The following is a 22,695-nucleotide window of genomic DNA, read 5'->3' as shown; positions in this document are numbered from 1 at the left end:
TGAATGAAACTCAACGGATGGCATATGCCATCCGTTTTTTCATTATCTATGCGCCAGCGCCGCACCCTTATCAAAATACGCCTTAATCCCATGCAGAATCGCCTCAGCCACCTGATGCTGATAGCGCGATGTGCGCAACTTGCGCTCCTCTTCGACATTACTGATAAACGCGGTTTCCACCAGAATAGAGGGAATATCCGGCGCTTTCAGTACGGCAAATCCGGCTTGATCGACCGTGCGCTTGTGCAGGTGATTGATATGCCCCATGCGCGACAGCACCTCTTTACCAAACTTCAGGCTGTCGCTGATGGTTTGCCGCTGCACCATGTCGAACATGGTGTGGTCGAGATAGCGATCGCCGCTCATGCTGACGCCGCCAATCAAATCGGCCTCATTCTGCGTTTGCGCGAGGAAGCGCGCCGCTGCAGAGGTAGCGCCGCTGGTTGAGAGCGCAAACACCGATGAACCGCGTGCGGCCCGGCTGGTGAAGGCATCGGCGTGGATCGAGATAAACAGGTCCGCGCGCTGCTTACGCGCTTTCGCCACGCGGACACGCAGCGGGATGAACACATCCTCATTGCGCGTCATATAGGCTTTCATGTTGCGCTCTTTATCGATCAGCGCCTTCAGATAGCGACCAATCTTCAACACGATATCTTTCTCACGCGTTTTGTATTTGCCATGCGCGCCAGGATCTTCACCGCCATGTCCGGGATCGATCATGATGATAATCGGGCGATCGCGCCCCGCTTTCCCCGGCAGCGCCGCCTGCACCGGCTGATCGCGCTCCAGATCGCCCTGATTGTAATCCTGCAGTAATGCCAGTAGCGGATCCTCTTCCCGTGATTGCTGATTGGGATAGAGATCGACCACTAAGCGGTGCTTGATGCCCGCCACCGGCGCTAGGGTGAAAGTCTTAGGTGCCGTGCTGCGCTTCAGTTCCAGCACCAGTCGCACCGTGCTGGCATCAAACTGGCCGACGCGTGCAGTTTTGATGAAGGGATCGTCCACGCGCACCAGTTTATCGACCCCTTTCAGGACCGGATTGATGTGCATATTTTCAATATCAATAACCAGACGATCGGGATTACTCAGCGTGAACTGTTTGTACTTGAGGGGAACGTTGGATTCCAGTGTAACGCGGGAGTAAGTCGATGATGGCCAGATGCGCACCGCCACAATATGCTGGCTGGCAGCCAGTCCGGTGCGCGTGACGCTCAGCATTAATAGTGCGCCTGCGCCCTGTAATAATCGTCGTCGTGTGAAAGCTTCGGACATGCCGCTCCAACTGCTGTGTTATGTCTAAAAAATCGTCACTTGATGGCAAGAAAGTGAAAACTTTGTTCGATGAGAATTGTCTTGTCTTGCCGGAAAAACCAGATAATGCAGGCTGTTAGCGCGTGTTGCATCAGGAAAATCGTAAAGTAACGTCAGGCCCGGCGCTTGCAATAAGGGGCAAAAGAGCATAAAAATACGAAAATTACGAATAAACATGCATAGAGGGCTTTACCGTGAAGGAACGCAGTACAGAACTGGTTCAGGGTTTTCGCCATACCGTTCCCTATATAAATACCCATCGTGACAAGACCTTTGTCATCATGTTGGGTGGCGAGGCCATCGAGCATGAGAACTTCTCAAGCATCGTTAATGACATCGGTCTGCTGCATAGCCTCGGCATTCGCTTAGTGGTGGTTTACGGTGCGCGTCCGCAAATTGACGCCAGCATGGCCCAGCAACAGCTGGAACCGATTTACCACAAACACACCCGCGTGACCGATGCGCAGTCACTTGAGTTGGTGAAGCAAGCCGCAGGTCGTTTACAGCTGGATATCACCGCGCGTCTATCGATGAGCCTCAACAACACGCCGCTGCAAGGTGCGCACATTAATGTGGTGAGCGGCAACTTCATTATCGCGCAGCCTCTGGGCGTGGATGATGGCGTTGATTACTGCCACAGCGGCCGTATTCGTCGTATTGATGAGGAAGCGATTCATCGTCAACTGGACAACGACGCGATTGTGCTGCTCGGTCCGGTGGCGGTTTCTGTTACCGGCGAGAGTTTCAACCTGACGTCTGAAGAAGTGGCGACGCAGCTGGCGATCAAATTGAAAGCCGAGAAGATGATTGGTTTCTGCTCTGAACAGGGCGTGACCAATCGCGAAGGCGCGATTATTTCTGAACTGTTCCCGAACGAAGCCCAGGCGCGCATTGACGAGATGGAAAGCGATGGCGATTTCCTTTCGGGCACCGTGCGTTTCTTGCGTGGCGCGGTAAAAGCCTGCCGCAGCGGCGTGCGTCGCAGCCACCTGATTAGCTATCAGGAAGATGGTGCGTTGCTGCAAGAACTGTTCTCGCGCGACGGTATCGGTACCCAGATTGTGATGGAGTCAGCCGAACAGATTCGTCGCGCCAACATCAACGATATCGGCGGCATTCTTGAGCTGATTCGCCCGCTGGAGCAGCAAGGGATTCTGGTGCGTCGTTCCCGCGAGCAGCTGGAGATGGAGATTGATAAGTTCACCATTATTCAGCGCGACAACCTGACCATCGCCTGTGCCGCGCTCTATCCGTTCCCGGACGAGCAGATTGGTGAAATGGCTTGTGTGGCGGTGCATCCGGATTATCGCAGCTCGTCGCGTGGCGAACTGTTGCTGGATCGCGTGGCGTTGCAGGCACGTCAGATGGGGCTGAAGAAGCTGTTTGTGTTAACCACGCGCAGCATTCACTGGTTCCAGGAGCGTGGCTTTACGCCGGTGGATATTGAGTCGCTGCCTGAGAGCAAGAAGCAGATGTATAACTATCAGCGCCGTTCAAAAGTGTTGATGGCGGATTTGGGTTAAGTGCGGTTGGTGTGATTGGTCGCCATAAATGGCGCCCCTACAAAACCCCTTCCCCGTAGGGTCGGCATTCATGCCGACCTTGTCCATCACCGCACCACATTTACTCCCCGCTCAACCGCTCCAGCAATCCACTGCGTCGCTGGGTGCGCAACTGCACAGCACGGCGGAACACGCTGTCATCGCTATACAACGTCAACTGCTTGCGCGCGCGGGTAATCGCGGTATAAATCAGTTCGCGCGTTAACACCGGCAGAAACTGCGCCGGCATCACCAGCGCCGTGTGATCAAACTCCGAACCCTGCGATTTATGCACCGTCATCGCCCACGCAGTATCGTGGGTCGGCAATCGGCTCGGCTGCACCGCTTTAATGCTGCCGTCCGGCAACGGGAAGAACACTTTCAGCAGACCTTCCTCGTCAAACAGCGTAATGCCGATATCGCCGTTAAATAGGCCCAGCGCACTGTCGTTACGCGTCACCATCACCGGACGTCCCTGATACCAGCGACTGCCGCCGGTTGGACGACGAATCAGCTGCAACTGCATCAGTTTCTGCTCAATACGCTGGTTCAATCCCTGCACACCAAACGGTCCTTCACGCAGCGCGCACAGCAGCTGATAACGGCCAAACGCTGCGATAATCTCGGCAGGATCCGCACGTTGGCTAATGAGTTTCAGGAAAGGCTGATAACCGGCGGCAATCTCCGTCAGCATCGCCTGATACGCATCCGCATCCTGCAGAGGTTTACGGCTGATATCGCTGAACCCTGCCTGGAATGCCGCTTCAACCCCCTTTGCATCTCCGGCGTTAACCGCTGCGGCCAGTTGGCCAATGCCGGAGTTGGCGTCAAAGCGGTAGCTTTTACGCAGCAGACAAATCGCGTCGCGTACGGCGGGCGCGCTGTTGTCATGAATGCCGGCGACCTCGCTGCCGGTGAGCGCGCTCAGCTGCTCAGCACGCATCGGGCTGTAACCGGCTTCGGCACAGCGACAGATATCACCGAGCACCGCGCCCGCTTCCACCGATGCCAGCTGATCGCGATCGCCGAGGAACACCACGCGCGCCTGCGCTGGCAATGCGGCAATCAGATTCGCCATCATGCCAAGATCGACCATTGAGGCTTCATCCACCACCAGCACATCCAGATGCAGCGGATTCCCGGCGTGATATCGCAGGCGCTGCGTTTCCGGCTGCGCGCCCAACAAGCGGTGCAGCGTGGTGGCATCGGCAGGAAAGCGCTGCCGCTCCGCCTCGCTCACCGGCAGCTTTTGCAGCGCCTTGCCCAGCGATTCGGTGAGACGCGCCGCCGCTTTGCCGGTTGGTGCAGCCAACTGAATACGTAACGCGCCTTCACTGAGACGGATCAGCGCCGCCAGCAGTTTTGCTACTGTGGTGGTTTTGCCGGTGCCCGGACCGCCCGAGATCACCGCAGTTTTCTGCGTCAGCGCCACCGCAGCCGCAATCTTCTGCCAGTTATCCGGCTCGATGCCAAACAGCTGATCCAGCACTAGCCGCACCTCTTCAGCCGCAAAAGCTTGTGATGTTGATTGAGTCTGGAAGAAACGCGCCACCTGCCCTTCGTTGTGCCAAAGACGATGCAGATAGAGACGATCTTCGCTCAGCACGATGGGCGCCGCTTGCTCGCTGCTACTCAGCGCCGACCAGCCGCCTAAAATTGCGGGCCAATCCTGCGGTTCGCCTGCCGCTTGCCAGATAGCCTGCGCCAGCTCCGCATGACGCCCTTTAAACAGGTTGTCGCGGCTTAGCTGTGATAACGGCAAACAGACATGCCCATCTCCCGCCTCCGCACTCAGGCACGCCGCCAGCAGCAAACGCGCTGGTTGCTCGTCATCGGCCAGCAGTTGGGCGAACTGGACATCCAGCGAGCGCAGCAAACGCAGCTCAGCTGCCTGCGCTAAAAGCGCGGTCATGCAGCTCATGCTGTCGCTCCCGGCCCGCGAAACAGGCTATCCAGTTGTGAAATGAAGTCGAAGGTGGGACGGGTATGGAACACGCCGTTGTCTGGCGAGCTGCCGTCCATGCCACGCAGGAACAGATAAAACACGCCGCCGAAATGCTGCTCATAATCGTAATCCGGCACGCGATGTTGTAAATAGCGGTGCAGCGCCAGCGTGTAGAGCTGATACTGCAAATCGTAGCGGTGGTCGATCATCGCCTGCTCCATTGCCTGCGGCGTGTAAGCTTCATGGCTGTCGCCGAGCCAGTTGGATTTGTAATCCAGCAGGTAATATTTGCCCTGCCAGCGGAACACCAGATCGATAAAGCCTTTCAGCATGCCCTGCACCTGACGGAAATCGAGCGGCGGAGCCTGCGCCGATAACGCATCCTGAGAAATTAACGCGCTCAATTCACGCGCGGTCAGCACGTTGTCAATTGGCAGATAGAACGCCATCTCCACCAAACGATCGCAGCTCTGAACCTGCGCCAGATGAATGCCCTGCGCGTTGAGCGGCGTGCTTAATACGCGCGTAATCCACGCACTGAGCATCGGCAGCCAGTGCAGCGGATAGCCGTTTTGCTGCAGATGTTGCGCCAGCATCTCTTCAGAAGGCGGCTGCGGGAAATCCAGCGATTCAAACAGCTCATGTAAAAACGTTCCCGGCGCAGCACCGCGCGGGAAGTGATGTGGCGTTAGCGCCGCCTCCCCTTCCTCTTCACGATCCTCTTCGCCCGCCGCTTCGACATCAAAATTCGGCATCACCTCAAGCAGACGATGAGCACTGTGCTGCTGCAAACCGGAATAACTGGTGACGCGCCACGGATCGGCCAGCACACGCGTTACGGATCGCGCGCCCAATTCACTATCAGCGATAGCCTCAACCTGCCAGCGCTCGGCTTGCATATCTTCTGCCAGCACCACATCGGTGCCCGCCGCGTCCATGTCATGCAGTAACGCACCGAGCTGTTCGGCCGTCGCCGCTTCGCCGCGCTGCAACAGAAAACCGAGCGCGCTTTTATGCAAATCGCTCTCGCCCTCTTTCTTGCGCGTGCCGCGAAACAGCGGTGCCACGCCGACGCTGCAGTGATAGATCGAACGGGTTAACGCCACGTAGAGCAGACGTAAATCCTCTGCCAGACGCTCCTGTTCGGCCAGCGCCAGGCTCTGCTCGTCGGCTTGCAGATCCAGCACCGCGTCAAAGTTCTCACGATCGTGATAGAGCGCGGTATCGGCCTCGCGGAAACCGGCGGCGAACGGCAGCCACACTAACGGATATTGCAGCCCTTTAGATTTGTGGATGGTGACGATCTGCACCAGATGGCGATCGCTCTCCAGACGCAACTGCTGGCTGGCAGACTGGCTGTCCGGACGCGCGATCTGCTGTGCCAGATGGCGTACCAGCGCATGCGGGCTATCCAGTTGTGCAGCCGCTTCCTGCAGCAGTTCGCCCAGATGCAGTAAATCCGTCAGACGACGCTCACCGTTCTCCGAGGCCAGCAGATTTTCCGCCAGCTGGCGCTCTAGCATCATTTCGCGCAGCATCGGCAAGACGCCACGCTGCTGCCACACCAGCTGCCAGCGGGCAAAGGTATCAACCAGTTCGTCCCAACCGCGCGCATCCTGATCCAGCGCATCCAGCTGCGAGGCATCAAAGGCAAACAGCGAGGTTGCCAGCGCGGTGCGCAGCATACGCTCCTGCTCCGGCGCCAGTACCGCCTGCAACAGCCATAACAGCTCGCGCGCTTCCGGCGTTGTGTATACGCTGTCGCGATTCGACAGGTAAACCGATGGAATGCCGAGCAGATTCAGCGCTTCGCGAATCAGGTTGGCTTCGTTACGGCTGCGCACCAGCACGGTGATGTCAGAGGCTTGTACCGGCCGCAAATTGGGCGCTTTGCCCAGCATCGCGCGCTGCTGCTGCCCGGCCTGCAACCAGCGACTTATATCGGCCGCACACTGCTGCGCCATACGTTGTTGATAATCGCCAACGCTGCAGCCTTCACCCGGTTGCAGCCAGAAGCGTAACGCCGCTTGATCAACCTGATCGATGCTAAGAGACAACGGCTGGTTCGGTGGTGCGAACTGCACCGGCTGGAACGGGATCTCAGCAAACAGGAAGGGCGCGTCGAGGCGTGCAAATAGCTGGTTGACGCTATTAACCATCGCTGGCGAAGAGCGCCAGTTGGTGTCCAGCGTGTAGTGCGCACTAACTTCGCTGCGCGCGCGGATATAGGTAAAAATATCCGCGCCACGAAATGCGTAAATCGCCTGTTTGGGATCGCCAATCAGCAGCAGCGCATGCGCTGGCTGATTGACGTAAAGCGTGCGGAAGATGCGGTATTGCAGCGGATCGGTGTCCTGAAACTCATCAATCAGCGCCACCGGGAAACGCTGGCGAATCGCCTGAGCCAGCTGCTCACCACTCGGCTGTTGCAGTGCTTCGTCGAGGCGGCTCAACAGGTCATCAAAACCCAACAGTGCCTGCTGACGTTTCTCTTTGCGCACCGCAGCGCGCACCTCTACCAGCGCGCGCGCAATCACCAGATCGCGCAGCGACAGCGGTTGGGCAAGGAAAGTGTCGATGGCGTCAAACAAGGTGTGATGCGGCGGATTGCCCTTTTTGGTCTTCTCTTCAAGCATGCGCTGACCGAAGCGCGCCAGTTCGGCAGGCACCTGATAATCACGCGTTTCGCTCTGCGCCCAGAAGCTGACTTTATTGACCCAAACCGGCAAATTTTTGCTGCTGTAGCTGCGCTTATCCACATCAGATTGCCCCACCAGCGTCAGCACCTCTTCACCCACCGCCAGCCACTGCGCTTTCATGGTGGCGATACGCGCCAGGTTTTCGCTGTGGCGCGAAGACAGAGTTTCACTGTCGGCAGGCGGCAGACGCAGGCTGGGCGATTCGCCCTGCAACCACGGACGCAAAGTGGAAAGCAACTGCTCTGGGCCGCTCCATTCGCTGACAATCACCCGCGCGACATCCAGCGTCAGCGGATAGCAGTGACGACGCCAGAAATCGGCGGTCGCCTGGCGCAGCAGCAGCTGTTCATCCTCAATCAGCTGTTGTTCAAACAGCATGCCGGACTCAAAGGCGTTGAGATTCAGCATGCGCTGGCAGAAGCCGTGGATGGTGAAAATGGCGGCTTCATCCATCTGGCGTTCAGCGGCCAGCAGCAGCGAAGCCGCATCGGCGGGCTGAGGAATCTCCTGCAGTAGCTGCATCAGCATCGGGTTGCTGATGACACCGCGCAGGCAGGCGAGCCGCAGCTCGTGGATGTTGGCGCGAATACGCCCACGCAGTTCAGCGGTAGCGGCCTCGGTAAAGGTCACCACCAGAATCTCTTCTACCGACAGCGGACGCGAATAAGCATGTTGTCCACCCAATCCCAGTAACAGCCGCAGATAGAGCAGCCCGATGGTAAAGGTTTTACCGGTTCCGGCTGAGGCCTCAATCAGACGCTCACCGCGCAGCGGCAGCGTCAGAGGATTGAGCGATTCAGGTAGCAGACTCATTGCGCGTCACTCTTTACGGGCAACGATTGCTGCAGTTTCTGGACCTCATCCCATGTGGTCCAGCCCGGCAGCTGTGCGTAGTCATCTTTGGTCGCGCCATCATGGCTGCCGCCAATCTGCGAAATCATCGCCATGCCGGTTTGTGCTAAGACCGCCTGATGGAAGAAGTCGGCCAGACCGGCTGGCGTCAGTTGCTGGATTTGCTCAATCGCTTTTTCACGCGTATCGAAGGCAAAGTTCTGACGTTTAAAGTCACGGTTAAAGCGGTTCGCCTCTTCATCCAGCGTTTGCGGGCGCTGCTTCATATCGTTGATCAGCGCCTGCTGATACTGGGCGAAATCTTCCGCTTTCATGCTGCGCAAACGCTGTTCCGCCTGCGGATAAAACGCCTGGAAGCGTTGCAGTAAAAACGCCGGCTGCTTGCTGTTACTTTGCAGCAGGAAACCGATGCCCCATTGGCGTCCAATCGGCATCTGATACGCAAACACCGCATAGCCGAGCTGCTCTTCGGTGCGCAATTGGTTGTAGAACCAGGGTTGGACGATCTGGCTCAGCATGGTGCTGTTGGCCATGCTTTGATATTCGCTGTAGCCCAACGGCACATACAGCGCGGCCAGCGCCGAATCGGTGCTGCTGCCGGCTTTTTGCAGGTTGGCCTTCATCGCTTTATCCACCGCCACATAATCACTGTGCCAGTAGCCGTGACCATCGCTCTGCAACTGCTGCTGCAGTTCATCGCCGAGCTGTTTAACGCGGTCGGCAGAGAGATTGCCCACCACCATCATCTCGGGTGTTGCATGATGAATCAGCGCATCGCGGTAATCGGTGACCTCTTTCAGCGTGATGTCCTTCACCAGTTTGCGGCGCGTTTCACGCTGGGTGTAAGGCAGCTGCGACAACATCTGCATCGGCTGAATCGCCTGCTCAAACGCTTTGCCCTTCTCTGCTGCTTCCAGTCGATCCAGATACCAGGATTTGGCCTGCTCCAGCTGCTGCTGATCTGGCGTAAAGGTGGCGTAACCTTCCACCAGCTTTTTCAGCAATTCCGGCAAACGCTGGGTAAAACCGCTGGCGCTAAACACGATGCCATCATCTTCCCCGGTGGAGAAACTGATGCCGCCAACCGAGGCCTGCGAATTCAATTCATCCAGCGCCAGGCTGGAGAGATAGTCATTCAAGCCAAACAGCACCTGCTGGCGCGCATCGCTAATCGCCGATTTGTTACGCAGCGCCAGGGTGATAGCGGCTTTCGGTTCGCTGGCAAACATCTGACTTGGCATCCAGTAAATACGCATGCTGTCGCCATTGGTCAGTGCTACCGGATGATCGTAGGTTTTGCCATCGGAGGGAATGATAGAGAAATCCGACGGAATGTAGGGATTCAGCGTGGGCATCGACAGCTGGAGCTGTGCGGCGCGTTGCTGCCAGTCGCTGAACTGGGCGTCGCTGATTTTGTCCACCTGATAGGGCGCATTCACAAAGTAGGCCTCTTTGTTATGCGGCTCCTGCGGGCTGATGTACCAGATACGCGCGTTCTGCGGCGTCATTTCATCAAGACGCGTTTTTATTGCGGCGGGATCGAACTGATCGGCCAGATAAGGCGCATCCAGCGTGTGTTCAACCGGCACCCGCAGCATGGTATCCACCAGCCACTCGATGTAATCCATATCGCGGGTAATTGATGGATAACGGAAATCCAGCGCCAGCACGTGGGAGACTTCATCGAAGTACTCTTTGCTGATGCCTTTGTTGCGCAGCATATCGAGGTAGCTAAACACTGCAGCGACCACTTCATCGCGCTGCGCCAGACCTTTGTCGGTTAACGAGACGCTGATAGCGAAGACGCCGCTGTTGCGCTCGGTCATTGGGTCAGCACCTGCACTGACGCCATCCGCCAGCCCCTGCTTTTGCAGCCAGTCGTTCAGGGTGTTTTTGCTGCGATTACCGAGAATGTAGCTGATCAGCGTATCGGTTTTACTGCGGAACTGGCCGCTGTTGTTCGGGATGCGGAACTCAATTTTTAACTGCTTGCGCGGCTGGGCGGGCACGTAATGGATAATGATGCCCTTCTGCGCGTCGGTCACCACCGGCACGTCAATCTCTGGCACGGTGGTCTGATGATTAGCCACCCGACCAAAGGTTTGTGCCGCAATGTCGGCCATCTCGGGCAGAGGTTTGTTGCTGTAGATCACCGCCTTCATCAGATTGGCGGAATAATGGCTGTGATAAAAATCGGTCAGCGCCTGATGCAATTTGCTGTCCGGCTTGTCACTTAACGTATCGAGGTTGCCGCCGGAATAGCGCGAACCCGGATGCGCAGGGTTAAGGGTTTCTGCGCCCACCTGCGCCATGCGCAAGCCATCGCGTGAGCGAGCCATGGTCAGTTCTGCGTTGACCGCATGGCGTTCACGATCGGCATTAACCGGATCGAGCAGCGGTTCAGCAATCGCATCGGCCAGTCGGTCTACCGCTGGCTGCAGCGCACTGTTTTCCACTTCCAGATAGAACGCCGTGCGATACGACGCGGTGCTGGCATTGTGGCTGCCACCATTTTTTTTCAGGAATTCGGCGAGGTTATCAGGCTGTGGATAACGCTTTGATCCCATCAACACCATGTGTTCGAGATAGTGCGCCAGACCCAGTTGCTGATTAGGATCGTCCAGCGAACCGATCGGCAAGGTCAGCGCCGCCAATGATTTAGGCGCTTCGGCATCCGAGACCAGCAGCACGGTCATGCCGTTGTTTAACGTAATCGCCTGGTAACTGCGTGGATCGTGATCGCTTTTACGAATGGTGTCATTGATGGGTTGCCAGCCGCGATCGGTATCGGCAAAGGCATTCAGCGCTAACGTGCTCAGCAGCAGCGCTCCAATCCAGCGTGCGTAAATCCGCATTTAAACCCCTTACGTTACCCTTTTCCGCTGGCTGTGTGCCCAGCGGTGAAATAGACAAACTTTCTTATCGTGTCAGGAACAACCTCAAACGAGGCCGTATTCCCTTGCTATTCATCATTTTGATGCGCCAGGCGCACCGGCAAATACCATTGGCGTGCGGCGGCAGTTATCTCCTGCACGGCATCATCATCCAATGAGCGACTCAGGCGTTGCAGATAGGGATCGCTGCCCTCGCCTTCCACCTGGAAACCACCCTGCCAGGCTTGCAGCAATTTGTTAAGTGCCTTTTTCTGCGTTGCTTCGTCTTCCAGCAACTGCTGTGACTTGCTATCAAAGCTGGCTTCCAGCCAGGCACCGCCGGACTTATTCAGTAGCATCAGCGGCTGGACTAATCCGGTCTGATAACCCGCAACATACTCATTCAGCAGCGACAGCGCCTGTTCAGCAGGCAGCGCCGCGAAGCGCCAGTGACTCTGTTTACGGCCGTACATGCGGCTTTCACCGCTGCCGCCCAATGCGCAATACACCAGATGTTCCAGCCATAACAGCAGGCCATCATTCATGTTCAGCACGCCCGGACGCCAGCGCAGCAGGCCATCAGCTTGCACCTGCGTCAGCCAGCCGGTCAATTGCACTGCGCCGAGCGCCAGATTGATTTCCCAACTTTCGGCTGGCTGGCGTTGACCGCTCACCTCGGCGGCCACCTCCTGCATCTCTTCGGTCTGGCTCTGCCAGAAAAGTTCCCCGAATGCGCCATAAGGCAGATTGCCTGCGGCGCGGTGACGCGCATACAGCTGCGCCGGATCGTCACCATTGACCAGCGTATTCAGCAGTTGGGCGTTGATTTGGTAGCGTTCCAGGCTATCAGGCGCGAACGGTTCGCTGTCGGGCAGCTCACTCTCTTCCATCCAGAAAGCCACACCCAAGCGCTGCTGGAACCAGGCGCGCACCGGATGACGCCAGAAACGCAGCAGTTGCTCCAGCGACAAGGTTTCTAACGGTGCAGGCAGCAAGGGCTGCACAAAATCAGGTTGTGCCACGCCGCTCCCGCTGGCCGCTGGCAGCCACTCCGCAGCAAAGCTTTGCCCGGGTGCGCCCGGTTGGAAGTTCTCTGCGGCAAACGGCATGCGGCTATGCAGCTTTTGCAGATGTTCGCGCACGCGTTGCTCGCTGATATCGGGTTCAAGTGCCTCATCACCCGGCAACCGGAAGCTTTGTCCCAGATAATCTACCAGCTCGCTCACTAATACCGATGGATAGCGCTCCGTGTTGTCCTGAATCGCCCGGCCAATGTAGCTGATATAGAGCTGCTGCTGCGCCGAGATCAACGCTTCGAGGAACAGATAGCGGTCATCATCGCGGCGGCTGCGGTCGCCTTTGCGCATCTGTTGCTGCATCAGGTCGAAACCAAGCGGTGCTAAGGTGCGCGGATAGACGCCATCGTTCATGCCCAGCAAACACACCACTTTGAAGGGAATCGAACGCATCGGCATCAGCGTACAGAAGTTGATGGGTCCGGCGAGAAAACGTTGGCTGATGCGCTGTTGATCGAGGCGTGAACGCAGCTCATCGCGCAGCAGCGTAACCGGAATCGGCTGTTGATACGCCGCCTGCATGCCCTGTTCGATAATCTGTTTCCACTGGGTTTCCACCAGCAGTAGCGCGGCTTCACTTTCGGCGTCTCCGCTAAAGAAGCACTCAATCAGCTCACGACACAGCGGCTGCCACTCTGCCAGCGTACGTTCTTCTGTCAGACGCGCACGCCACTCTTCCAGTCGCGATAGCAATTCGGCCAGATGACCCGCCAGCTCAGCGATCAAACCGCTGGATTCGTCATACGGCAGAATCCCTTGCCAGTCACCGTTGCGGCTCTCCAGCGCATAGCCGAGCAGCATGCGCTGCAGGCCGAAGCGCCAGGTGTGTTGTCCGGTTACCGGCAGCGCCAGCGCTTCCACGCTGGCATCATCCAATCCCCAGCGAATGCCGGATTCCATCACCCAACGGCGCAGCAGGCGCAGCCCGCTTTCATCCACCGAGAAGCGCTGCGCCAATGCAGGAACCTCAAGCAGTGCCAGCACATCTTCGGAGGCAAAACGACTTTCAGGCAGCGACAGCAAGCTGAGCAGCGCCAGGATCGCCGGGTGCGCCTGACTGGCGCGACGGTCGGAGATGGCGAACGGCAAATAGCGTTCGCTCGGTGCACTGGCAAAAGCGGCCTGAATAAAAGGGGCGTAGCTGTCGATATCCGCCACCATCACGATGATGTCGCGCGGCTTGAGTTCGGGATTGGCCTCCATCAGCGTGAGCAGATGATCCTGCAGCACTTCAACTTCACGCTGAGCGCTATGACACACCTGCAGCGTGATCGAGCGATCGTCAGGATCAAGCAGGCGTTTCTCGGCGCTGTTCGCCAATTCTCCCGCATTAAGGCCAATGACCGCTCTATCGTCCAGATTGAGCAGATCTGCTTGCAAGCTGTGCAGCAGATTGTCTTGTGGCATCTCTACGAAGGCATCAATGTCGTTGGCGGAGGATTCCATCTGGCTCAGCAGAAACAGGTTATCTCGCCCCAGTTTGCCCCATGACGCCAGCAGCGGATTGGTCAGCTGCTGCTCGCCGATGTCGTTAAACAATGCCGACGCGCTAGCCGGATCGCGGAACAGCGGCTGCAGCTCATCCGATTGTATGCGGCGGCGCTGGCGGCTTTGCAGCTTCGCCAGGAAGGCATAATCCTGAATGTCGCCCCAATAGTGACGGCAGGGATTGGTGAACAGCAGATGGATATCAATGTGACGGCCCAGCGCTTCCAGCGCCTGCAGATAGACCGGTGGCAGCGCGGAAATACCGCAAATAAACACGCGCTGTGGCAAACCCGGCGGCGGCGTTTGCGCCTGTTCCAGCTTTTGGATGAAACGCGCATAGAGATTGGCACGATGCCACATCGGCTGACCCAGGCTTTCGGTGAAGTTGACCAGATCGCACCACAGCGGCGCCTGCCACTGCTGCGATTCGCCTAAGCCATCAATTAGTTCGCCGCGCTCCCAGCTGTTGAGCCAGTCCGAGCGGTACACCAGATATTGGTCAAACAGGTCAGCAACACGGGCGCTGAGCTGATACAGCTTGCGTTTGTCGTCGTCATCATTGAGGTAGTGACGCAGCGGCTGGAATGCATCCTGCTCCAGCAAAGTTGGCAAGCGATGCATCAGCTTCCAGCTCATGCTGGCTTTAGTGAAGGCGCTCTCTTCAGGAATATCGGGCAGCACCTTAACGAACATGTTCCAGATGAAGCTGGCAGGCAGCGGGAAATCGATGTTGGCGGCAATGCCAAAACTGTTAGCCAGCTCCATTTGCAGCCACTGCGCCATACCTGGGCTTTGTACCAGCACCTGCTCAGCCGCCAGCGGATCGGCCAGCGGTTGATTTTCAATCAGAATTCCTGCCAGATTTTTCAACAGATCAAGCTGATTTGAGTGATAGACCCGGAACATATTTCTCCTAAACACAAGACAACAACGCAGCCGAGCCACTCTACCGTTTATCACCTGCGATGCCTACCGCTAGTGGCAATTGAGCTGCGCCAGTGAGGCGGAACGCTGCTGTGAACCCGTAACCGTAATGCGCTCCAGCGTACAGCCGCCCGCCAGGCTCTGCTGCTGGCGCTGACTCTGCCATCCCTCAACCTCACGTCCAAGCAGCGCCTGACCGGCAACACGCCACGCCTGACGCTGCTGCCACTGCTGGCTAAAACCCAGCGCCAGCACGCGATGATATTGCAGCAAGGTGCTGATGGTCATCGCCAGCAACAGCATCGCCACCAGCGTTTCCGCGAGGCTAAAGCCCTGCTGCTTCTGGCTGGCACAGCGCCGGCTGCGACAGCGGACAGTAATCGATCCAGCCATGCGCTTGCCACTGTGGTTGCGTGTTGGGGATTGATACCCAACGATAGAGCCACAGCCCGCGCCCTTCTCCATGTCCCGATAACAACGCATTGTCATCCTCCATTCGTAGCAGGCAGCTTTGCCACTGCTCTGCTGTCCATTGCTGACATTGCCAGCCGGTGGCCTGCGGCCAGTTTTGCACGCTGCCCCACTCTAACGCCGCCTGCGCCTGCCAGAAATCCTGACTGTGCTGCTGCTCGTCAGCCACTAGTACCATGCTTTGCGAAAGCTGCGTTCGCGTGGCGTGCAGCGTCAATCCGCCCATCAGCAACATCATCAGCACCATGCCCAATGTGCTATTGCCACGCTGCTTCACAGATTGATCCCTTCAATCCAGTTTTCCAGCTCTACGCTTTGGCTGTTGGCGTGTCCCGCCAGTTGCAGCACCAGACGCGCTCCCTGTCGTTCAATCTTGAAGGCATCGATAGTGAGAAATGCCGGATCGGAGAGTTTCTCCCAACCGCTGCTGTTGCACTCATCCACGCCACGCTGCATTTCAAGCTGTCCGCTGCGCAGCCGATAGCCGTAATAGTCACTTTCGCTGTGGCCCACGCCTTCCCAGCGCCCGTTGCTGTTCTCATCCCAGCGCAGCAGCACGCAGCTGCCGTTGGCGGCAAGTGTCAGCGCCGAACCGCTACACTGGCCGTGGCAGTAGCCGGCACGGCGCAGCGCTTTTTGCAGCGTATTGGCGATCTGCTGCAGCTCCTGCTGCAACTGCACGCGCTGTTGCAGGCGCAGATTTTGCTCCAAAAGCAGCGGTAAAAACCGCCCAACGCTGACCATCAGTACCGCGCCTATCGCCATGGAAATCAGCATCTCCAGCAGGCTAAATCCACTTTGCGCTATTCGCATCCTTTCTCTCCCGGCTGACAGGCACGAATGCGCGCTCTGGCGGAGATGATTAAGCGCCAGCGTCCGGTCGCGCTGGCGAGATCGATGCTGCCGGGACGCGCAACATCACGCCGTCCGTAAAAACCGACGTCACCGGTGATGGCGACAATGCGCACACTGTCGTGCGGTGGTTTAAATAACCAGCGCGAGGGCAATGCGCAGCCTTCTGCCGGTTTGGCTCCCGCGCCCAGACAACCGTTTTCACCGCTTTGTAGCCACAGCGTGAGATCGCGATTGTGCCAGTTAGCATGGGCGCGCAAACGCAGCAGAAATCCCTGCAGTTGCAGTACGCTGTCGCGCAGCTGTTGATACTGCTGCCAGCGCTGCCAGCCATGTAGCGCGCCAACGCTAAGTATGCCGGCGATCACCATCACCAATAACAGTTCGGGCAAGGTGAAGCCGTGGTTAACGTTTCTGTTCATGGCGGGTAATGTGCCCAGCGACATGAGGTTGAACAAGCGAGGGAAATCAGTGTTGGGAAACGTTGCGCAGGGAATCGATTGAGGTGTGCAGTGGGATACAGCGTTTTGTGAGGCGGGTTCAGGATTGAGGTGCGGTTGGGGAGTGAGATGCAGTGAGGATTGAGGTGCGGGTGAGTAGAGGTCGCCATGAATGGCGACCCTACGAGAGTGGTGTTAGATTGCGACGGGCGCTTTAATCGCTGGATGCGGATCGTAGCCTTCAATCTCAAAATCATCGAACTGATAATCGAAGATAGAGGCTGGTTTACGCTTGATCACCAGCTTTGGCAACGGACGCGGTTCGCGCGTCAACTGCAGGCGTGCTTGCTCTAAATGGTTGCTGTACAGATGGGTGTCGCCACCGGTCCAGACAAAATCACCGACTTCGAGGTCGCACTGCTGCGCCACCATATGCACCAGCAGCGCGTAGCTAGCGATATTGAATGGCAGACCAAGGAAGATATCGCACGAACGCTGATAGAGCTGGCAAGAGAGCTTGCCGTTCGCCACGTAGAACTGGAAGAAGGCGTGGCAAGGTGCCAGCGCCATTTGATCCAGCTCGCCCACGTTCCACGCCGAGACGATGATGCGGCGTGAATCCGGGTCACGCTTCAACTGCTCAATCACTTTACTGATTTGATCAATCTCTTCGCCCGAAGCGCTGCCCCAGCTGCGCCACTGCTTGCCGTACACCGGGCCAAGATCGCCGTTCTCATCTGCCCATTCGTCCCAGATGGTGACCTTGTTCTCTTTCAGGTAACCAATGTTGGTTTCACCTTTCAGGAACCACAGCAGCTCATGAATGATCGAGCGCAGGTGCACTTTCTTGGTGGTGACCAGCGGAAAACCGTTCTGCAAATTGAAACGCATCTGGTGGCCAAAGATGGAGAGCGTGCCGGTGCCGGTACGGTCGGCCTTTTCTGCGCCTTCATTCAGCACATGTTGCATTAGGTCCAGATACTGTTTCATTTTACCTCACGAGTTTGTTGCTGCGGGCGACGACGATACGCCCAGATCATCATAATCACACCGGCCAGAATCATCGGGATCGACAGAATCTGTCCCATGCTGACGCCGCCTTCAAACAGGCCAAGCTGCGCATCCGGCTGACGGAAGAACTCCACGATGATGCGGAATGCGCCGTAGCCAATCAGGAACAGACCCGAGACGCTGCCCATGGGGCGCGGCTTGCGGATAAACAGGTTGAGAATGATGAACAGCACGATGCCTTCGAGGCACAGCTCATACAGCTGCGATGCATGACGCGGCAGCACGCCGTAGGTGTTCAGCAACTCCTGGTACTGCGGATTATTGGCCGCCAGCGCGATATCTTCGCTGCGTGAACCAGGGAACAACATCGCGTATTTGAAGTCGGGTGCCACGCGGCCCCACAGTTCGCCGTTGATAAAGTTACCGAGACGACCGGCACCCAAACCAAACGGGATCAGCGGTGCAATGAAATCCGCCACCTGGAAGAAAGTGCGCTTGGTGCGGCGTGCGAAGATCAGCATCACCACAATCACACCAATCAGGCCGCCGTGGAACGACATGCCGCCATCCCAGACCTTAAACAGATACAGCGGATTTTCCAGGAACAGCGGCAGGTTGTAGAACAACACATAGCCGATACGTCCACCGAGGAATACGCCGAGGAAGCCCGCATACAGCAGGTTTTCCACTTCCTCTTTTTTCCAGCCGCTGCCAGGTTTGTTGGCGCGTCGCGTCGCCAGCCACATGGCAAATACAAAGCCCACCAGATACATCAAGCCGTACCAGTGAAGCGAAACCGGTCCGATAGAGAAAATTACCGGATCGAATTGGGGAAACGAAATGTAGCCGTCAGTCATCTTTCACCACTGTTTTTTTCTGCCCTGAAACGGGTCTGGCTAAGGGTTCACATAATAAAAGGCCGCGCATAATAGCACAGCCACGTTTAACACAGGTCGCGAAGATGTAACCGTTAACGCCCGCCGCGAATCAAACCGCCTAAACCACGGCGCTCCATAAAGGTGGAGACCAGATGGCGCACTTCCGAGGCGGTATGCGCAGCCAGTCCATGCTCGCTGAGCTTCTGCGCCTCTTCAAAGTCGAGGTGACGCAGCAGATATTTCACACGCGGCACGTTCTTGCCGTTCATGCTGAGATGGTGATATCCCATGCCCACTAACAGCGCGACACACATGGGATCACCGGCCATTTCACCACACAAGCAGAGCTCCAGTTTGGCCTGGCGGGCTTCGCTGGCGATGGTGTGCAGCGCCCGCAGCATCGCTGGATGCAGCGAATCATACAGGTTCGCCACGCGTGTGTTGTTACGATCGACCGCCAGCAAATATTGCGTCAAATCGTTGGTGCCGACGGAGACAAAATCCACGCGATCCGCCAGATGCGGGATCATAAACAGCATCGACGGCACTTCAATCATGATGCCAATGCGCGGCTTAGGAATCACATAGCCGAGCATCTCTTCCACTTCACGGCCAGCGCGATCGATCAGACGACGCGCATCATCGATCTCATCGATATGGCTGATCATCGGCAGCAAAATACTCAGATTGCCAGACGCCACGTTGGCACGCAGCATGGCGCGCACCTGCACCAGGAAGATTTCAGGCTGATCGAGCGTTAAGCGAATGCCACGCCAGCCAAGGCACGGATTCTCTTCGCTGATTGGCATATACGGCAGCTGTTTATCCGCGCCGACATCCAGCGTACGCAGCGTCACCGGTTTGTCGTAGAACAGCTGCAGCATGCCCTGATACTGCGCCACCTGCTCCTCTTCGGACGGGAAGCCATTGTGCAGCATGAACGGAATTTCGGTGCGGTACAGACCAATGCCATCCACCCAGTTATCCAGCGCCTGCTCGTGTTCCGGGCTGAGACCGGCATTCAGCATCACCTGAATGCGCTCACCGCTTTTCAGCTCGCCGGGCTGCTCGACCACGCCTTCGGCCATTTTGCTCAGCGCGTTCTCTTCGCTGATTAAGCGCTGATACTCCTGCACCAGCACCGGTTCCGGATCGATCAGCACTTCGCCGCGATAGCCATCAACAATCAGTAAGCGTTTGTTGAGCTGCGCCGGCAGGATATCCGCGCCCATCACGGTGGGAATGCCCATTGCGCGCGTCAAAATCGCCGCATGCGAGTTGGCGGCACCGTCGCGCACGACCACGCCCGCCAGACGCTCCTGCGGCAATTCAGCCAGCGTGGTGGCGGTGAGTTCATCGGCGACTAACACGAAGCGTTCCGGCCAGGCATTGGTGCCGACCAGTGAATCATCGAGGTGGAACAGCAGACGTTGACCGAGCACGCGCAGATCGCCGGCGCGCTCGCGTAAATATTGATCCTGCAAGTTGGCGAACTGCTCGGCGAACTTCTCGATCACCGTTTTAACCGCCCACTCCGCTACCGATCCGCGCTCGATCTCATCAAACAGATCTTTTTTCAGGCGCGCATCGGTGAGCAGGTGCGAATAGAGATCGAAGATCGCCGCGCTCTCTTTCTGCACGCTGGCAGCAAAGCGTTTACTGAAGCGGCGAAATTCGTTGCCAGCCTCGCCCATCGCCAGCACCAGACGCTCGCGTTCACGCTGCACGTCAAGCGTAGAGGCAGCAGAAACCTGGTCGAGCAGCGGCTGGGTTTCATCCACCCAACCGGGCGCAACCGCCACGCCAGGCGCAGCGGCAATGGCTTTTACCCGCGTTTGACGGAATTGACCGAACAGTTGACCGAGCTGCGACTGCGACAGCAAGCCCGCCATTTGCGTGGCGAGCGTGACGAGGAAAGACTCTTCGCTTTCATCAAACTGACGGTGTTCGCGCTGCTGGATAACCAGCACGCCAAGCAGCTGGCGACGGCTGATGATCGGCACGCCGAGGAAGGAGCGATAACGCTCCTCTTTAACAGAAGGAATGTATTTGAAGCTGGGATGGCTTTGCGCATCGGCGAGGTTGATCGGCTCGGCTAAGCGTCCAACAAGGCCAACAATGCCTTCATCAAACGCCAGCGTGACCGTACGACCACGCGGCTTTTTTAGCCCGCGTGTCGCCATCAGGTAGTAGCAACGACGATCGTGATCGGCGAGATAAACCGAGCAAACCTCGGTTTCCATCGCAAGGCAAATTTCGTTTACCAGAATGTCGAGTGCTTCATTCAGACGTGGAGCACTCGCCACTTTCTCTACAATTTCGCGTAACTGAGTGAGCATAAAGGGCGTGGCCTATCCTCTTTTACGTCGTTGGGCGGCATTATTACGCTGCCCCGCACTCTCCTGCATAGACATCACTACGCCCGCGAATTCTTTCATTACGCGGCGATACACATCGCGCTTGAAAGAGACCACCTGACGTACCGGATACCAGAAGCTAACCCAGCGCCAACCATCAAACTCCGGCGTGCTGCTGTGCTGCACATTGATTTCCGCGTCACTACACATCAACTGCAGAAGAAACCACTTTTGTTTCTGGCCGATACATACCGGCTTTGTGTCCCAACGCACCAAACGTTTTGGCAACTTGTAGCGTAACCAGTTTCGGGTTGAAGCAAGTATTCGAACATCTTTGCGGTGTAAACCCACTTCTTCGAACAGTTCGCGATACATCGCCTGTTCAGCAGTTTCACCCGGATTGATGCCTCCCTGAGGAAATTGCCAGGAGTGCTGTCCAAAGCGCCTGGCCCACAACACTTGTCCTTGCCTGTTACAGATTACGATACCAACATTCGGGCGGTAGCCATCATCATCGATCACTGGACTACCTCAAAGCTAAATTTGAATAGCCTGATTGTTTCACACTCCTTACAGGCGGTAAACCACTGGATAGCGGGCTGCAGACGGAATAAAAACAGGATAATTCACAGAGATTAGCCAAGTTATAAACAGATGCCCCCATTTATCGGCGATCTTATTCACGTTTTCTGTGGATAGCTTTGTGCAGAACACGGGAATGAGTTGAATAACCACTTCGGATAAATCTCATCACTCAGCATGATAACGGCGATAAATACTTTACTTTTCATCGATATAAAACTTATTAACCGTTAAATCACTATCAGGATCAACGGTTATCCTCCGCTCGGTTTTTTCGATCGGTCAAAGATCCATCACCGACGTTTTTATCCACAGAGAATGCCCTAAACCTGGTCAAAGAAAGGAAAAAAAGCGTTCAAAACACGAAAGTCAAGGCTGTAAATGGAAACAGGGGTACGGACAAAGGGGTGTTACCCCACTTTTCTGTGGATAACTAGGTTCAACACCTGTTCATTGTCGATAACAAGCTGGGATAACCTGGCCATATCATCGGATGTCCTCATTCCATTGGAATAAAAAAGCATGCTGAATCATGCTATTATCACGGTTATTCAACTAACTGCTATGTGGACAAACCTGGCCCGCGTTTACTGTTCGCTCTTCAACCAATGTGAGTTTTAGCATGCACTCCTCATCGTTATTGCCGTCGCCACCTGAAAACGAAGCGGAATTACTGCAGCGCGCACAACAGCTGGCTGGACAGACCTTTGCCGCGCTGGCGGCGCAGATTAACCTGCCGATTCCAGCAGATTTGAAACGCGATAAAGGCTGGGTTGGCATGCTGTTAGAGCTGCATTTGGGCGCCAGCGCCGGCAGTAAAGCCGAGCAGGATTTCGCCCATCTCGGCATTGAGCTGAAAACCATTCCGGTGGATGCGCAGGGAAAACCGCTGGAGACCACCTTCGTATGCGTCGCGCCATTAACCGGCAATAGTGGCGTGACCTGGCAAACCAGCCATGTGCGACACAAACTGGCGCGGGTGCTGTGGATCCCGATCGAAGGCGATCGTACCTTGCCTTTGGCCGAGCGCCGCGTCGGTTCGCCGCTGCTGTGGCATCCGAGTGAAGAAGAGGAGCAACAGCTGCGCGAAGACTGGGAAGAGTTGATGGATATGATTGTGCTCGGTCAGGTGGAGCGCATCACCGCACGTCACGGTGCATGGTTGCAAATCCGTCCTAAAGCCGCCAATAGCAAAGCGTTGACCGAAGCTATCGGCGAACACGGTGAGCCAATCATGACGCTGCCGCGCGGCTTTTATCTGAAGAAAAGCTTCACCGGTCCGCTTTTGGCGCGACATTTTTTACTGTAAATGCATATTGCTGCCGATAATTTTAGGAATGATGCGATTACTCCTAACGACGAAAGCATTTATTACTACACTTTTGCTGT

The 22,695-nt window shown here is 56.6% G+C and carries 15 protein-coding genes; 2 read left to right on the top strand and 13 right to left on the bottom strand.

What is annotated here, in order from left to right; translation table 11 throughout:
- Positions 1-42 precede the first annotated feature (42 nt).
- A complete protein-coding gene (gene amiC / locus FHW71_RS15715; protein WP_179452249.1) occupies positions 43-1,278 on the bottom strand; it encodes an N-acetylmuramoyl-L-alanine amidase AmiC in 1,236 nt (411 codons plus the stop codon).
- 233 nt (positions 1,279-1,511) lie between these two features.
- On the opposite strand from amiC, the gene argA reads away from it, so the two are divergent.
- A complete protein-coding gene (argA, locus tag FHW71_RS15710) occupies positions 1,512-2,840 on the top strand; it encodes an amino-acid N-acetyltransferase (RefSeq protein WP_007891884.1) in 1,329 nt (442 codons plus the stop codon).
- Positions 2,841-2,940: 100 nt separating this feature from the next.
- On the opposite strand, the gene recD is transcribed toward argA, so the two are convergent.
- The 12 genes from recD to rppH form a co-directional block, all read right to left on the bottom strand.
- Complete coding sequence (recD, locus tag FHW71_RS15705; protein WP_179452248.1) at positions 2,941-4,779, bottom strand: exodeoxyribonuclease V subunit alpha; 1,839 nt, start codon at positions 4,777-4,779, stop codon at positions 2,941-2,943.
- The gene (gene recB / locus FHW71_RS15700; protein ID WP_179452247.1) at positions 4,776-8,315 is read right to left on the bottom strand and encodes an exodeoxyribonuclease V subunit beta; all 3,540 of its coding nucleotides are present in this window, start codon (positions 8,313-8,315) and stop codon (positions 4,776-4,778) included. Before recB ends, recD begins: the two co-directional genes overlap by 4 nt.
- Positions 8,312-11,209: a pitrilysin gene (ptrA, locus tag FHW71_RS15695; protein WP_179452246.1), complete on the bottom strand. Its 2,898-nt coding sequence runs from the start codon at positions 11,207-11,209 to the stop codon at positions 8,312-8,314. Before ptrA ends, recB begins: the two co-directional genes overlap by 4 nt.
- Before the next feature lie 107 nt (positions 11,210-11,316).
- Positions 11,317-14,697 carry an exodeoxyribonuclease V subunit gamma gene (recC, locus tag FHW71_RS15690; protein ID WP_179452245.1) on the bottom strand — a complete coding sequence of 1,127 codons (3,381 nt, stop codon included), beginning with the start codon at positions 14,695-14,697 and terminating at the stop codon, positions 11,317-11,319.
- Between the two features lie 69 nt (positions 14,698-14,766).
- Positions 14,767-15,027 (bottom strand): prepilin-type N-terminal cleavage/methylation domain-containing protein, encoded by a 261-nt coding sequence (locus FHW71_RS15685; RefSeq protein WP_353620992.1) that lies wholly within the window; start codon positions 15,025-15,027, stop codon positions 14,767-14,769.
- A gap of 13 nt (positions 15,028-15,040) precedes the next feature.
- A complete protein-coding gene (locus tag FHW71_RS15680; protein WP_179452243.1) occupies positions 15,041-15,463 on the bottom strand; it encodes a DUF2509 family protein in 423 nt (140 codons plus the stop codon).
- The gene (locus tag FHW71_RS15675) at positions 15,460-15,999 is read right to left on the bottom strand and encodes a prepilin peptidase-dependent protein (protein ID WP_179452242.1); all 540 of its coding nucleotides are present in this window, start codon (positions 15,997-15,999) and stop codon (positions 15,460-15,462) included. The genes FHW71_RS15680 and FHW71_RS15675 overlap by 4 nt, the downstream gene beginning before the upstream one ends.
- Positions 15,990-16,460, bottom strand: coding sequence for a prepilin-type N-terminal cleavage/methylation domain-containing protein (locus FHW71_RS15670; RefSeq protein WP_179452241.1), 471 nt, complete (start codon positions 16,458-16,460; stop codon positions 15,990-15,992). The genes FHW71_RS15675 and FHW71_RS15670 overlap by 10 nt, the downstream gene beginning before the upstream one ends.
- A gap of 213 nt (positions 16,461-16,673) precedes the next feature.
- On the bottom strand, positions 16,674-17,468 hold the full coding sequence (thyA, locus tag FHW71_RS15665) for a thymidylate synthase (protein WP_179452240.1): 795 nt from the start codon (positions 17,466-17,468) through the stop codon (positions 16,674-16,676).
- Complete coding sequence (lgt, locus tag FHW71_RS15660) at positions 17,465-18,346, bottom strand: prolipoprotein diacylglyceryl transferase (protein ID WP_008109262.1); 882 nt, start codon at positions 18,344-18,346, stop codon at positions 17,465-17,467. Before lgt ends, thyA begins: the two co-directional genes overlap by 4 nt.
- 113 nt (positions 18,347-18,459) lie before the next feature.
- Entirely contained in the window at positions 18,460-20,706 is a 2,247-nt protein-coding gene (ptsP, locus tag FHW71_RS15655; protein WP_008109260.1) for a phosphoenolpyruvate--protein phosphotransferase, read from the bottom strand.
- Positions 20,707-20,718: 12 nt separating this feature from the next.
- Positions 20,719-21,246 carry an RNA pyrophosphohydrolase gene (rppH, locus tag FHW71_RS15650; protein WP_007890933.1) on the bottom strand — a complete coding sequence of 176 codons (528 nt, stop codon included), beginning with the start codon at positions 21,244-21,246 and terminating at the stop codon, positions 20,719-20,721.
- A gap of 682 nt (positions 21,247-21,928) precedes the next feature.
- On the opposite strand from rppH, the gene mutH reads away from it, so the two are divergent.
- A complete protein-coding gene (gene mutH / locus FHW71_RS15645; protein ID WP_061719894.1) occupies positions 21,929-22,615 on the top strand; it encodes a DNA mismatch repair endonuclease MutH in 687 nt (228 codons plus the stop codon).
- Positions 22,616-22,695: the final 80 nt, after the last annotated feature.

The sequence above is a fragment of the Enterobacter sp. Sphag1F genome (assembly GCF_014193275.1).
GTDB classification, from domain to species: Bacteria; Pseudomonadota; Gammaproteobacteria; order Enterobacterales; family Enterobacteriaceae; genus Pantoea; species Pantoea symbiotica.
Note: the sequence above shows the minus strand (reverse complement) of the source record. Positions and strands in the feature narration are given on the sequence as shown.